At 73.2% G+C, this 12,987-nt stretch carries 12 protein-coding genes; 6 read left to right on the top strand and 6 right to left on the bottom strand.

From position 1 onward, the window contains the following. Positions 1 to 270: 270 nt before the first annotated feature. The gene (locus ACIP2X_RS27255; protein ID WP_401677336.1) at positions 271 to 717 is read right to left on the bottom strand and encodes a hypothetical protein; all 447 of its coding nucleotides are present in this window, start codon (positions 715 to 717) and stop codon (positions 271 to 273) included. A 268-nt stretch (positions 718 to 985) separates the two neighbouring features. Between ACIP2X_RS27255 and ACIP2X_RS27250 the strand changes: the two genes are divergently transcribed. The 4 genes from ACIP2X_RS27250 to fxsA all read left to right on the top strand — a co-directional run bounded on the left by ACIP2X_RS27250 (position 986) and on the right by fxsA (position 5,135). Beyond that, entirely contained in the window at positions 986 to 1,426 is a 441-nt protein-coding gene (locus tag ACIP2X_RS27250) for an Lrp/AsnC family transcriptional regulator (protein ID WP_086703418.1), read from the top strand. 91 nt (positions 1,427 to 1,517) lie between these two features. After that, positions 1,518 to 3,122 carry an amidohydrolase gene (locus ACIP2X_RS27245; RefSeq protein WP_401677334.1) on the top strand — a complete coding sequence of 535 codons (1,605 nt, stop codon included), beginning with the start codon at positions 1,518 to 1,520 and terminating at the stop codon, positions 3,120 to 3,122. A gap of 595 nt (positions 3,123 to 3,717) precedes the next feature. Then, positions 3,718 to 4,524 carry a polyprenol monophosphomannose synthase gene (locus tag ACIP2X_RS27240; RefSeq protein WP_401677332.1) on the top strand — a complete coding sequence of 269 codons (807 nt, stop codon included), beginning with the start codon at positions 3,718 to 3,720 and terminating at the stop codon, positions 4,522 to 4,524. A 56-nt stretch (positions 4,525 to 4,580) separates the two neighbouring features. After that, positions 4,581 to 5,135, top strand: a complete 555-nt coding sequence (fxsA, locus tag ACIP2X_RS27235; protein ID WP_401677330.1) for an FxsA family membrane protein — start codon at positions 4,581 to 4,583, stop codon at positions 5,133 to 5,135. A gap of 392 nt (positions 5,136 to 5,527) precedes the next feature. Here fxsA and ACIP2X_RS27230 read toward each other — a convergent pair whose 3' ends face one another. The 3 genes from ACIP2X_RS27230 to ACIP2X_RS27220 form a co-directional block, all read right to left on the bottom strand. Beyond that, a complete protein-coding gene (locus tag ACIP2X_RS27230) occupies positions 5,528 to 5,902 on the bottom strand; it encodes an RNA polymerase-binding protein RbpA (RefSeq protein WP_003977404.1) in 375 nt (124 codons plus the stop codon). 266 nt (positions 5,903 to 6,168) lie between these two features. Then, the gene (locus tag ACIP2X_RS27225; RefSeq protein ID WP_401677328.1) at positions 6,169 to 7,515 is read right to left on the bottom strand and encodes an MFS transporter; all 1,347 of its coding nucleotides are present in this window, start codon (positions 7,513 to 7,515) and stop codon (positions 6,169 to 6,171) included. 52 nt (positions 7,516 to 7,567) lie between these two features. Further along, positions 7,568 to 8,335 carry a glycerophosphodiester phosphodiesterase gene (locus tag ACIP2X_RS27220; RefSeq protein WP_401677326.1) on the bottom strand — a complete coding sequence of 256 codons (768 nt, stop codon included), beginning with the start codon at positions 8,333 to 8,335 and terminating at the stop codon, positions 7,568 to 7,570. 215 nt (positions 8,336 to 8,550) lie between these two features. Between ACIP2X_RS27220 and ACIP2X_RS27215 the strand changes: the two genes are divergently transcribed. Beyond that, on the top strand, positions 8,551 to 10,050 hold the full coding sequence (locus ACIP2X_RS27215; protein WP_401677324.1) for a PLP-dependent aminotransferase family protein: 1,500 nt from the start codon (positions 8,551 to 8,553) through the stop codon (positions 10,048 to 10,050). A 76-nt stretch (positions 10,051 to 10,126) separates the two neighbouring features. Here ACIP2X_RS27215 and ACIP2X_RS27210 read toward each other — a convergent pair whose 3' ends face one another. Continuing rightward, complete coding sequence (locus ACIP2X_RS27210; RefSeq protein ID WP_401677322.1) at positions 10,127 to 11,725, bottom strand: hypothetical protein; 1,599 nt, start codon at positions 11,723 to 11,725, stop codon at positions 10,127 to 10,129. Between the two features lie 64 nt (positions 11,726 to 11,789). Then, the gene (locus tag ACIP2X_RS27205; protein ID WP_365458266.1) at positions 11,790 to 11,984 is read right to left on the bottom strand and encodes a hypothetical protein; all 195 of its coding nucleotides are present in this window, start codon (positions 11,982 to 11,984) and stop codon (positions 11,790 to 11,792) included. A gap of 295 nt (positions 11,985 to 12,279) precedes the next feature. Here ACIP2X_RS27205 and ACIP2X_RS27200 point away from each other — a divergent pair, with 295 nt between their 5' ends. Continuing rightward, positions 12,280 to 12,672, top strand: coding sequence for an ankyrin repeat domain-containing protein (locus ACIP2X_RS27200; protein ID WP_401677320.1), 393 nt, complete (start codon positions 12,280 to 12,282; stop codon positions 12,670 to 12,672). Positions 12,673 to 12,987: the final 315 nt, after the last annotated feature.

Below are 12,987 nucleotides of genomic sequence, written 5' to 3'. Positions count from 1 at the left end.
GGGTCGGGGTCATATCTGGGCAACGCGACGGTATGCGGACAGGTCACCGGGCCCCGGAATCGAGCGTGGGTTCGTCGCCCGTTCCGGTCGTCCCCGCCGGCCGGGTCCGCCGTACCGGGACCCTCCGCCGCTGATGTCCAGCGGCCGCCGAACCGCCCCTGCGCACCCGCGTGTTGTGCTCGGGGGACCCGGACGCACCGGTCCCGCACCACGGCGGCCTGAGCTCCATGGTGCGGGGCGGCTACGGGAGTTGAGGCCGAGCGCGGTGGCTCAGGCGGCGTGGCGCCGCATGACGGGGACCCGCATCGGGCGCGAGCCCGGGCCGCCGACGTGCGAGAAGGGCTGCGTGCGCCAGTCGAGACCCTGAGGGAGCGTCAACAGCAGTGCGGTCTGCTGCTCCTGGGGCTCGATGGACTCGTCCGCGGGGCGCGCGTCGGCGGCCCGGCGGCCCGTCCCGGCGCAGACCGTGAGTCCGAACGGGTTCCACGGCGAGGCGCACAGCGCGTGCTCCGGGAGGAAGTCCTCGTCCGCGAGCAGGGCGATGGGCTGTGCGCAGTCCGGGCAGATCACCCGGTACATCTCGAAGGTGTCGTACGCGTCGAGTTCGTCGGCATCCTCACCACCGAAGGCGTCGGGTTCGACGCCCTCCGGCTCGGGCTCGACGACGAGCTGCTGCCGCTTGGGTGCGGTACGACCAGGGCGCTTAAGACTCTGCATGGGATTCTCCCCCTCGGGCTGGGCCGTGACGGCGCTGCGGCCTCGACCACAGCAAGCACTTCCCAGCGCCTCCGCGGGGTAATCACGACTTCATTACGGAGACTGTTCGAAGCCTGTGGCGTTCGTCACATGCCGCTCGCAGGTGCCGCGGCCTGGTGCATTTGTCCCCCGAGCGGCTCACGTACGGCCCGCCGGGACGTCACGAACCGGGCATGACCTGCACGGCTGAGGTGTCCCATGAGGTCAGGCGCACTGTAGGTTCTGCGCCATGGAGGAGCTGGACCGACAGATCGTGCAGCTGCTCGTCAAGGACGGGCGGATGAGTTACACCGACCTGGGCAAGGCCACGGGGCTGTCCACGTCGGCCGTGCACCAGCGGGTGCGCCGGCTGGAGCAGCGCGGTGTGATCCGCGGGTACGCCGCGGTCGTCGACCCGGAGGCGGTCGGGCTGCCGATGACCGCGTTCATCTCGGTGAAACCGTTCGACCCCAGCGCCCCCGACGACATCGCGGACCGGCTCGCCGGCGTCCCCGAGATCGAGGCCTGCCACAGTGTCGCCGGCGACGAGAACTACATCCTCAAGGTGCGGGTCGCGACCCCGCACGAGCTGGAGGAACTGCTGGCCCGGGTGCGCTCGCTCGCGGGCGTCTCGACGCGCACGACGGTGGTGCTGTCCACGCCGTACGAGGCCCGGCCGCCACGGGTCTGACGGGCTCCCGGCGCCGCCCCCGGTGCGCGGGCCGGGCGCCGTGGGGCACCTGCGTGCTGCAGGGGGCGCGCGAGGCGGGAGACTGTCTGTCATGAGTGAGAGCACCGTCCCGACCAAGACCGTCCTGCTGCGCCGCGGAGAGGTCCACAGTCCCGCCGATCCGTTCGCGACCGCGATGGTCGTCGAGCGCGGCCAGGTCGCCTGGGTCGGCTCCGAGGGCGCCGCCGACGCCTTCGCGGACGGCGTGGACGAGGTCGTGGACCTGGACGGCGCCTTGGTCACCCCGGCGTTCACCGACGCCCATGTGCACACCACCTCGACCGGTCTGGCCCTGACCGGCCTCGACCTGTCCGGCGCGCGCTCCCTGGACGAGGCGCTGGCCCGCGTGCGGGAGTTCGCCACCGCGCGACCCCACGACCGCGTCCTGCTCGGCCACGGCTGGGACGCGGCACGCTGGCCCGGCGGCCGCCCCCCGGCGCGCGCCGAACTCGACGCGGCCACCGGCGGCCGCCCCCTCTACCTGAGCCGCATCGACGTCCACTCCGCGGTCGTCAGCACCGCCCTGCTCGACCTCGTGCCCGGTCTGGAGCGGCAGGAGGACGCCCCCCTCACCCGCGAGGCCCACCACGCCGTGCGTGCCGCCGCGTTCGCGGCCGTGACGCCCGCCCAGCGCACCGAGGCGCAGCGCGCCGCCCTCGCGCACGCCGCCTCCCTCGGCATCGGGTCGGTCCACGAGTGCGCCGGGCCGGACATCTCCTCCGAGGACGACTTCACCGCCCTGCTGCGGCTCGCGGCCGAGGAGGCCGGCCCGCGCGTCGTCGGCTACTGGGCCGAGCGCGACATCGACAAGGCGCGCGAGCTGGGTGCGGTCGGCGCGGCCGGGGACCTGTTCGTGGACGGCGCCCTCGGCTCGCACACCGCCTGTCTGCACGAGCCCTACGCCGACGCGGACCACACCGGCACCGCCTACCTGGACGCCGACAGCGTCGCCGCACACGTGGTCGCCTGCACCGAGACGGGCCTCCAGGCGGGCTTCCACGCCATCGGAGACGCCGCCGTCGCCACCGTCGTCGAGGGCGTGCGCGCCGCCGCCGAGAAGCTCGGCCTCGCCCGAGTCCGCGCCGCCCGGCACCGCGTCGAACACGCGGAGATGCTCACCCCCGAGACCATCGCCGCCTTCGCCGAACTCGGCCTCACCGCCTCGGTCCAGCCGGCCTTCGACGCGCTGTGGGGCGGCACGGACGGCATGTACGCCCAGCGCCTCGGCGCCGAACGCGCCGCCCTGCTGAACCCCTTCGCGGCGATGCTGCGGGCCGGCGTACCGCTGGCGTTCGGCTCCGACAGCCCGGTCACCCCCCTGGACCCGTGGGGCACCGTCCGCGCCGCAGCCTTCCACCGCACGCCCGCGCACCGGGTCTCCGTACGCGCCGCCTTCACGGCGCACACCCGGGGCGGATGGCGGGCCGTCGGGCGGGACGACGCGGGCGTCCTGGTGCCGGGCGCGCCCGCGGACTACGCCGTGTGGCGCACCGGCGCGCTCGTGGTGCAGGCGCCCGACGACCGGGTCGCGCGCTGGTCGACCGACCCGCGCTCGGGCACCCCCGGGCTGCCCGACCTGACTCCCGGCTCCGACCTGCCCGTCTGCCTGCGCACCGTGGTGGGCGGCCGTACGGTGTTCGTGCGGCCGAGCGAGTGATCTCCCGGGGTGGCGCGCAGCGGATCGGCGCCCCGAGCGGTGTCTCACGACCTGCGTAACCACCGGGCCGACCCGCGCTCCGCGGGAAGACCCGCAGGTCGTACGGCTATTGACAGGCGGCGGCCCGGGGCGGGTAGGTTCGGCCGAGTCCACCACGGGACGCCCGACCGGGCATCGTCCGCACACTCGTCGCGGCGCCGCTGGGTCAGGGACGGTGTACCGCACCGGGGCACCGTCACTGGGAGCCAGGCACAGCGACCGCGCCACGGCGGGGGAACGTTCCGGCCAGGTCGGCACGGTGTGACCCGGATGGGGCCCGGGCGCTCAGTAGACAACGGCTTCAGGTCGATCCGCAGCCAGCGGGTCCCAGGTCGGCCCGAAGGGCGCCGGGCTCCCATCCGCCGGGCGATGGCAAGCCCGCATGTCACGCCTGGCCCGCATGTCACGCCTGGCCCGCATGTCCCGCATAGAGGACCAAACTGCCATCCTTACCCCACTCCCTCGGATGTGACACCACCTTGGCGACGTCTCCTCGCGTCGGTGCAGGCGGCGGCCACTATGGTGGAGCCGTGCGGACTGACGTGAAGGGGCAGCAGTGAACGACGGCGAGGGGAACCGTGCGGCAGAGGCCCAGGGGAGGCGCTTCGGCCCGCTCGGCGCGGTCTTGGTGATCATTCCGACCTACAACGAGGCGGAGAACATCGAGACCATCGTCGGCCGGGTGCGGGAGGCGGTCCCCGAGGCCCACGTGCTCGTGGCCGACGACAACAGCCCCGACGGCACCGGCAAGATCGCCGACGAACTGGCGGCCGGTGACGAGCGGGTCCACGTGCTGCACCGCAGGGGCAAGGAGGGACTCGGCGCCGCCTACCTGGCCGGCTTCCGCTGGGGCATGGAGCACGACTTCGGCGTCCTGATCGAGATGGACGCCGACGGCTCCCACCAGCCCGAGGAACTGCCCCGGCTGCTCACCGCGCTGAAGGGCGCCGACCTCGTGCTCGGTTCCCGCTGGGTGCCCGGCGGCCGGGTCGTGAACTGGCCCAAGTCGCGTGAGTTCATCTCCCGCGGCGGCAGCCTGTACTCGCGCGTGCTGCTGGACGTCCCGATCCGGGACGTGACGGGCGGCTACCGCGCCTTCCGCCGCGAGACGCTGGAGGGCCTCGGCCTCGACGAGGTCGCCTCCCAGGGCTACTGCTTCCAGGTCGACCTCGCCCGCCGCGCCATCAAGGCCGGCTACCACGTCGTCGAGGTCCCGATCACCTTCGTCGAGCGCGAGCTCGGGGACTCCAAGATGAGCCGCGACATCCTGGTCGAGGCCCTGTGGCGGGTCACCACGTGGGGCGTGGGCGAGCGGGTCACCAAGCTGATGGGGAAGGGCGGGCCGGGGCCCACGCGGTCGTAGGGCGGCCGACGCCGGCGCTTATCCCGTGCTGAGCGGGTGCCAGGCACACTGGGGGCATGACGACTGGCGCTTCGAACCCTCCCTGTCCCGCACGGCCCCGGCGCTCGCGGCTGCGTACGTTCCTGCCGCTGGGCATCGCCGCCTGGCTGGTGCTGGAGATCTGGCTGCTGACCGTGGTCGCGGGCGCGGCGGGCGGTTTCACGGTGTTCCTGCTGCTGGTCGCCGGATTCGCGCTGGGCGCGGTGGTCATCAAGCGTGCCGGGCGGCGCGCCTTCCAGAACCTCAACGAGGCGCTGCAGCGCGGTGTGCCGCCGTCCAGCGGCGGGGGCAGCGGTCTGATGATGCTGGGCGGCCTGCTCCTGATGCTGCCCGGCCTGGTCTCGGACGCGGCCGGTCTGCTCCTGCTGCTGCCGCCGGTCCAGAAGGCCGTCGGCCGCTACACGGAGCGGACGGTGGACCGCAGGCTCCGGGCCGCCACCCCCGGAAGCTTCGGCGACGCCTTCCAGCAGGCCCGCATTCACCGCCCGGACGGCAAGGTCGTGCAGGGTGAGGTCATCAGGGAGGAGCCGGGCGACGCTCCCCAGGAACCTCGCCCGCCGCTGAACCGCTGAGGCCGCCCGGACACCAGGCCGGCAAAGCGCCCTGATGCGAGGGGGCCGACCGAGGTCGGCGCGGCGCACCGGCACGACCGGTGCGTCCGGCCGACCCGCCGTGGCGGCAGACCGCCGTTTCCGGCCGGCCACCGGTGGGCGGAACAGGAAGGGCCCGGCCGACCCGGCCGGGGCCCGCTGAGCCGTCCGTGTCCGCCTCCCACCCCGACGGGGCGGAGCCCCCCGCTCGGCCCGCAGGCACACCAAGGACTACGGGCACCCGCGGCCACCACGGACGGCCGCGGGCGCGCGCGAGCAGCACGAAACGACCGCGGGCGCCGTACGCACACTCACGTACGGCGCCCGCGGTCAATGGGGGTGCTGTGTGAAACCCCGCCGAAGCCGCTCGGGAACTAGGCGGACTTGCGGCTGTCTCGGGGGTGCACCGCGATGTTCATGGCGCCGGAGCGCAGAACGGCGAGACGCTCTTCGAGGACCTCTTCGAGCTCCTCACGTGTGCGCCGCTCCATCAGCATGTCCCAATGCGTACGCGCCGGCTTGGCCTTCTTCTCCTCCGGGCCGTCGCCATCCACGAGGAGTGCCTGGGCCCCGCAGACCTTGCACTCCCACTCCGGCGGAATCTCCGCCTCGACCGAGAAGGGCATCTCGAACCGGTGCCCCTTCTCGCATGCGTACTCCACGGCCTGGCGCGGGGCCAGGTCGATGCCGCGGTCCGTCTCGTAGCTGGTCACCACGAGGCGCGTGCCGCGAAGAGCTCGCTCACTCATGAATCGTGCCTCCCGGGCTTGTCGCCCACAGGACAGGTGTCGCTGTCGTCGTCATCCGGTCAACGTCCGGTCGGCGGTAAAGATTCCCGTTCGGAGTCCCGTTCCGGGTCATGCGTCGCCGTCGTAGCCGCCCATGTTGTACCCACCAGCGCCCGGTTTGTCACATCTGACAGCAGATGTCACCCAGCGTTTCGGCATCTTTGACGCGCAGTAACGGTACGCCTGGCAGGCCAAACGCGTACACTACCGCCCTTTCGCCGTCAGTGCTAAATCCGTTCGGGGACCGGGTTCCCGGCTTCCGCCACCGCACGCCGCACCGGCACGCGCGCCAGCAGGACGAAGCCCAGGGCGAAGAACGCCACCAGCGAGATGATCGCGTCGCGGTAGCTCCCGGTCAGCTGATAGGTGAGCCCGAAAAGCAGCGGCCCCAGCCAGCTCATCCCGCGGTCGCTCAGCTCGTACGCCGAGAAGTACTCGGCCTCCTTGCCCGGCGGGACCAGATGGGAGAAGAGCGAGCGCGACAGGGCCTGGCTGCCGCCGAGGACGAGCCCGATCCCGGCGGCCAGGACGAAGAACCAGACCGGTGCCCCGGCGGGCAGGAAGTACCCCGCGGCCAGGATGACCGTCCAGGCGATCAGCGAGCCGAGGACCGTGCGCTTGGCGCCGTACCGGCGGGCCAGGCGGCCCAGCCCCAGGGCGCCGAACACCGCGAGCACCTGGACCAGCAGCACCGCGCCGATCAGCGTCGACTGCTCGAGGCCCAGTTCCTTCGAGCCGTACACCGACGCCTGGGTGATCACCGTCTGGATGCCGTCGTTGTAGACGAGGTACGCCAGCAGGAAGGACAGCGTCAGCGGGTGGCGGCGCATGTCGCGGATGGTCGCCGCGAGCTGCCGCCAGCCGGTGACCGCCGACTCGCGCGCGGGGGAGCGGCGGTCGCGCAGCCGGCGCAGCGGAATCAGCGCGAACGCGCCCCACCACAGCCCCGCCGAGGCCAGGCAGATGCGCACGGCCATGCTCTCCGAGAGCCCGAAACTGTCGTGGGCGAGGTAGAGGACCAGGTTGACGACCAGGACCAGCGCGCCCGCCGCGTAGCCGAAGGCCCACCCGCGCGAGGAGACCGCGTCCCGCTCCTCCGGCGGCGCGATCTGCGGCAGGTAGGAGTTGTAGAGCATCATCGCCACCGACTGCGCGGCGTTCGCGACGATCAGCAGCACGCCGCCGAGCAGATACCGGTCGCCGTCCAGCAGGAACATGCAGGCCGTGGCCGCGGCCCCGAGGTAGGCGGCGGCGCCCAGCAGCGGCTTCTTGCGGCCGGTGCGGTCGGCGGCGGCGCCCACCAGGGGCATCACCAGCACGGCCACGATCACCGACAGGGACACCGAGTACGCGAAGAAGGAACCGGCGCGCACCGGGATGCCCAGCGGATGGACGAAGCCCTCCGCGTCGGCGGCCGACTCGGCCACCGACGTCAGATAGGGGCCCAGGAACACGGTGAGCACGCTCGTCGAGTAGACGGAGCACGCCCAGTCGTAGAAGTACCAGCCGCGCTGTTCGCGCCGCCGTCCGGCCGCTTCGTCCGCCGCCGGTGTCCGCAGGGTGTCGGTGCCCACCCGTGCCCTCGCTTCCCCGTCAAGTGCCGTGCGCGGGACGCCGTCCGGGGCGTCAGACCCAGACGCCCCGGTCCTCCATGACCTTGCGCAACGTGTCGATGTGATCGGTCATGATGCCATCGACGCCGAGGTCCAGGAGCCGGTGCATCCGCTCCGCCTCGTTGATGGTCCACACATGCACCTGCAACCCGCGTGCGTGGGCGGCGCGCACGAACCGCTGGTCCACCACCCGGATGCCGGACTGCGTCTCGGGCACCTGGGCGGCGACGGCGGAGCGGCGCAGCGCGGCGGGCACGCCCCAGGAGCGCAGCCGCAGGTTGAGCACCCCCCGGGTGCCGTACGAGGTCGCCAGGCGCGGCCCTGCCAGGCGCTGGGCGCGCACCACGCGGGCCTCCGAGAACGAGCCGACGCAGATCCGGTCCCAGGCGTCGGTGCGGCCGATCAGGTCCAGGAAGGGGTGGAGGGCCGACTCGGCCTTCAGGTCGACGTTCCAGCGGACCTCGGGAAAGGTCTCCAGCAGCTCCTCGAAGAGCGGCACCGGCTCGGCGCCCGCCACACGCGCCTGCCGTACGTCGTCCCAGGGCAGGTCGGCGATGCGGCCCGCCCCGTCGGTCACCCGGTCCAGCGTCGCGTCGTGGAAGGCGACGATCCGCCCGTCCCGGGTGACGTGGACGTCGGTCTCGATGTACCGGTACCCCATCTCCACCGCGCGCCGGAACTGGAGCGTGGTGTTCTCCAGGCCGTCCGCGGCGCCGCCCCGGTGGGCGAAGGCGATCGGGCCGGGGTGGTCGAGATAGGGATGGCGTATGTGCGTGCTCACGGACGCAGTATGGCGCGCCGGGGTTGACCCGCGGCAAAGCCGGTGCTTCCGCCGGATGCCGGGACAGCGGCGAACACGTCGCCGCCGGGGCGGCGGGTGGGCGACGGTCCGGGCGGGCAGGCCCTCTGGTGGTGCCGGTGGCCTGGCGCGTGGCACCCTGTGGCAGGGGGAGTGGCGCAACCAGGGGCCAATTCGGGGAAGGTGGACTGATCGTCATGGGGCAGTGGACCTCGGCAGTGGGCGCGGCACAGCTGGCGCGCCAGCTCCAGTCGCAACAGGACCGCCCGGCGGGACCGGGATCGCGCCGGCCGCCCGCCTACCGGGCGCTCGCCGACGGCATCCGGCTGCTGGTCCTGGAAGGGCGCGTTCCGGTCGCCGCGCGGCTGCCCGCCGAACGCGAGCTCGCGCTCGCCCTTTCCGTCAGCCGCACCACGGTTGCCGCGGCCTACGAGGCGCTGCGCGCCGAGGGGTTCCTGGAGTCCCGGCGCGGCGCCGGCAGCTGGACCGCCGTTCCGGCCGGGAACCCGCTCCCCGCGCGCGGGCTCGAACCGCTGCCCCCCGAGGCGCTCGGCTCGATGATCGACCTCGGCTGCGCGGCACTGCCCGCGCCGGAGCCCTGGCTCACCCGTGCCGTCCAGGGAGCCCTGGGCGAGCTCCAGCCGTACGCGCACACGCATGGGGACTATCCGGCCGGGCTGCCCGCGCTGCGCTCGATGCTCGCCGAGCGCTACACCGCGCGCGGGATCCCCACCATGCCGGAACAGATCATGGTGACGACCGGCGCGATGGGTGCCATCGACGCCATCTGCCATCTGTTCGCGGGCCGTGGCGAGCGCGTCGCCGTCGAGTCGCCGTCGTACGCCAACATCCTGCAGCTGATGCGGGAGTCGGGCGCCCGGCTGGTGCCCGTGGCGATGGCCGAGGGGCTCGGCGGCTGGGACGTGGACCGCTGGCGTCAGGTGCTGCGGGACGCGGCGCCGCGCCTCGCCTACGTCGTCGCCGACTTCCACAACCCGACCGGCGCGCTGGCCGACGAGGACCAGCGCAGGCAGCTCGTGGAGGCGGCCCGCTCGGCGGGGACCGTGATCGTCGCCGACGAGACGATGAACGAGCTGTGGATGGACCCCGACGTCGAGATGCCGCGCCCGGTGTGCGCCTTCGACCCGGCCGGGTCGACCGTCGTCACCGTCGGCTCCGCCAGCAAGGCCTTCTGGGCCGGGATGCGCATCGGCTGGGTGCGGGCGGCGCCCGACGTGATCCGCAGCCTGGTCGCCGCGCGCGCGTACGCCGATCTGGGCACGCCGGTGCTGGAGCAGCTCGCCGTGCACTGGCTGTTCGGCACCGGCGGCTGGGAGCAGGCCGTGGAGCTGCGGCGCGTGCAGGCGCGGGACAACCGGGACGCCCTGGTCGCCGCGGTGCGCCGGGAGCTGCCCGACTGGGAGTTCGAGGTCCCGCAGGGCGGGCTCACGCTGTGGGTGCGCACGGGAGGACTGTCGGGCTCGCGCCTCGCGGAGGCGGGGGAGCGGGTCGGGGTACGGGTGCCGTCCGGTCCCCGCTTCGGTGTCGACGGCGCCTTCGAGGGGTACGTGCGGCTGCCGTTCACCGTGGGGGGCGCGGTGGCCGAGGAGGCGGCGGTACGCCTGGCCGCGGCGGCCCGTCTGGTGAGGAGCGGCGGGGCGGTGGGGGCGGAGACGCCGCGGACGTTCGTGGCGTAGCCAGGGGGGGCGGTCCGGGACGACCTGGCCCCCGCGGCCGGGTGTCGCGGGGGCCTCGTCGTGCAGGTGGGAGGGATCAGGAGCTCTCCGCCACCGCCGCCTTCGCCGCGACCGGTCCGGGTACCGGCGCCCCCGTCACCACCGGGTCCGCCGCCGCGTCCGCCGGAGTCGTGCGGGGCGGGAGCAGATCCAGCACGGCCTGGCGGTGGGCGTCGCTCGTGGCGTCGTCGTACGGGTCGGGGGTCGCCGGGACCTGGAGGCGCAGGACCGGGCCCGCGCCCAGGCGGGCGTAGCCGCGGCCGGCGGGGACGTGCGCGACCGGGGTGGTGTGCGGGGGCGCCCCGAGGAAGGTCGTGAGCTGTTCCCTGGTGGCGGGCCCGAGGACCACCCGCGCGCGGGTGTGCTGCCGCACCGGTTCGCTCAGCGTGTCCAGGCTGTCGAACTGCTCGGCGATCACCACCGTGACGTTCGCGGCGCGGCCGTGCCGGAGCGGTACCTGAAGCAGGGCCTGCGGGTCCTGGCGGCCGTCCGCGGCGGCGACGTGGGCGAGCGCCGCCGGGCGGTCCAGCAGGATCCACAGGGGCCGCTTGGTGTCGTCCGGTGCCGGCTGGCCGGCCTGACGCGCGCGGTTGACGGCGATCAGCCGCCGCTCCGTCTCGGTCGCCGCCCACTCCAGGCTGGCCAGCGCCCCGGCCGGCGCGCACTCCACGGCGAGGACGCCGTCCCGCCCGATGAGGCAGGCGTACTCGCCGGTGCCGCCGCCCTCGACGACGAGCACGTCGCCGTACTGCAGGGCCTGGAGCGCCACGGAGCGCAGCAGGGTCGAGGTGCCGCTGCCCGGCTGGCCGGTGACCAGCAGGTGGGGCTCGGTCGAGCGGATGCCCGTGCGCCACACCACGGGCGGGACGTCGCGCCGCTCGTCGCCGTGGACCAGCGGCAGCGTGCGCTGGACCTCGCTCGCGTCGGTGAAACCGAGGACCGTCTCCCCGGGTGCCGTCACGAAGCGCTGGGCCGCGATGTCGGCGGGCAGGGGGGCGAGGACGGTGACCGTGAGCTGGTTGGCCTCCTCGTCCCACAGGAAGTGGTACTCGCGGTCGCGGCCCGCCTTGGCCGTCAGCAGGTGCTCGACACGCGCGCGTGTCTCCGCCTCGCTGTCCGCGAAGTACGCCGGGTAGCGCACCTCCAGGTGCGCGATCCGGCCCGCGCCGTCGAACTCGTACTCCGGGAAGACCTTCTCCCACTCCCCGCCGTGGGCGTACAGGGGAGCGGGGTCCTCCGCCACCGAGAAGCACGGGACCAGCGCCTCGTACAGGGACGTGAGGCGCTGCGTCTGGGTCTCGTCGGGCCCCTCGGGAGCCGGGGGCGTGCGGTCCCGCCCCTGCCAGGCTGCCGCCGCCATCAGGGCGATGGCGGCGAGCAGCGGACCGTACGGTGCGAGCGCCACGGCGAGGATCACCGAGGCCACCAGGAACAGCAGATGGCCCCGCTTGTCCTTGGGCGTCTCCACCCACTTGCGCCGTCCGGCCGCCGCCAGCCGGCGCAGCCCCCTGGTGACGATGATCAGCGGGTGGAGGACGTCGGTGGCGCTGTCGGCCGCCGTGCGGGCCAGTTCCCGGCTCCTGGCCAACTGCAGGCCGCCGTGGCTGAGAATGCGGGGAAGTGGGCGCCGTGCCACTGCTGTCTCCTGGAGGTGCGTGCGTGCGGGCGGGACGGTGCGGCCGGACGGCCGGTGGGTGGGGTCAGAACTTGATGCCGCCCAGGAGACCCGCCAGGCTCTCGCCGCCCGCCTTGATGCTCGGCGCGATGGCCGTGCTCGCGAGGTAGAAGCCGAACAGGGCCGCGATGCAGGCATGGGACGCCTTCAGTCCGTCCCTGCGGAAGAAGATGAAGACGAGGATGCCGAGCAGGACGACGCCTGAGATGGACAGAATCATGAGGTCTCCTGGTGTCGAGGGGGACAGTCACCATGAGTGCTTCCCTGTTCACAGGATGTATCTATACGATAAAAGGTGCAACTGAGTGAAATCTGGTTGATATCGTCCGTACGGCGGAGCCGTGGCGGCCCTGGGGCACCACGGGTGTGCGCCCCGGCGGGTGCATTGCTGATCTTTGCCTCGGGCATGGCCGGTCATGTCCCCGCGCAGCCAGTACGCTGGCGATTCACCCGGAGGGCCCAGCGGTGTGCCAGCCGCGGTTCCTACGCGTACGCAGTGAGAGGTGGTCCGGCCGATGACCGAAGCCCCCGACCCCGAGGTCGTGGAGCTCGCGACCAAGATCTTCGATCTGGCCCGGCAGGGGCAGACGGAGGCGCTCGTGGCCTATGTCGACGCCGGCGTCCCGGTCAACCTCACCAACGACCGCGGCGACTCCCTCGTGATGCTCGCCGCCTACCACGGCCACGCCACGACGGTGCGGGAGCTGCTGGCCCGTGGCGCCGAGGCGGACCGCGTCAACGACCGGGGCCAGACGCCCCTCGCCGGGGCGGTCTTCAAGGGGGAGCAGGAAGTGATCAAGACCCTGCTGGAGGGTGGCGCCGACCCGGCCGCGGGAACGCCGTCGGCCGTCGACACCGCCCGGATGTTCGGCAAGGCGGAGCTGCTGGAACTGTTCGGCACGTCCTGAGACACCACCCCGGCCACGCGGGACAGGCCCGCCGGCCGGGCAGGACACGGAAAACGGGGGAGGCGGTACCTGGCCGCCGGAAATATCGGTCGCGGCATCGAGAAGTGCCGGGTCATCATGACGTCGTGATTCACGGACGCGATGGCTGGGCAGGTGATGCCGCACCGCGTGGGCCGTGACGCGGCCCGCATGGGCCACCGACGAGAGGCAGAGGAAGATGGTCTACAGCAAGCAGAAGACGGCGGGCGCCCCGACGTGTTGTCACGCGGCCAGGTAGAGCACGTTCCCCGGTTGCGTCGACGCTTGATGTGAGGC

Source organism: Streptomyces sp. NPDC089424 (genome assembly GCF_044749345.1).
Lineage (GTDB): Bacteria > Actinomycetota > Actinomycetes > Streptomycetales > Streptomycetaceae > Streptomyces.
The sequence above is the reverse complement of the archived record's forward strand: the minus strand, read 5'-3'. Positions and strand labels throughout refer to the sequence as shown.

What these genes read in the sequence shown, in the direction of transcription:
- ACIP2X_RS27250 (WP_086703418.1), top strand. Translation starts at nt 986, where the DNA reads ATGGAGGAGCTGGACCGACAGATCGTGCAGCTGCTCGTCAAGGACGGG.
- ACIP2X_RS27255 (WP_401677336.1), bottom strand. Translation starts at nt 717, where the DNA reads ATGCAGAGTCTTAAGCGCCCTGGTCGTACCGCACCCAAGCGGCAGCAG.
- ACIP2X_RS27215 (WP_401677324.1), top strand. Translation starts at nt 8,551, where the DNA reads ATGGGGCAGTGGACCTCGGCAGTGGGCGCGGCACAGCTGGCGCGCCAG.
- ACIP2X_RS27205 (WP_365458266.1), bottom strand. Translation starts at nt 11,984, where the DNA reads ATGATTCTGTCCATCTCAGGCGTCGTCCTGCTCGGCATCCTCGTCTTC.
- ACIP2X_RS27245 (WP_401677334.1), top strand. Translation starts at nt 1,518, where the DNA reads ATGAGTGAGAGCACCGTCCCGACCAAGACCGTCCTGCTGCGCCGCGGA.
- ACIP2X_RS27230 (WP_003977404.1), bottom strand. Translation starts at nt 5,902, where the DNA reads ATGAGTGAGCGAGCTCTTCGCGGCACGCGCCTCGTGGTGACCAGCTAC.
- fxsA (WP_401677330.1), top strand. Translation starts at nt 4,581, where the DNA reads ATGACGACTGGCGCTTCGAACCCTCCCTGTCCCGCACGGCCCCGGCGC.
- ACIP2X_RS27200 (WP_401677320.1), top strand. Translation starts at nt 12,280, where the DNA reads ATGACCGAAGCCCCCGACCCCGAGGTCGTGGAGCTCGCGACCAAGATC.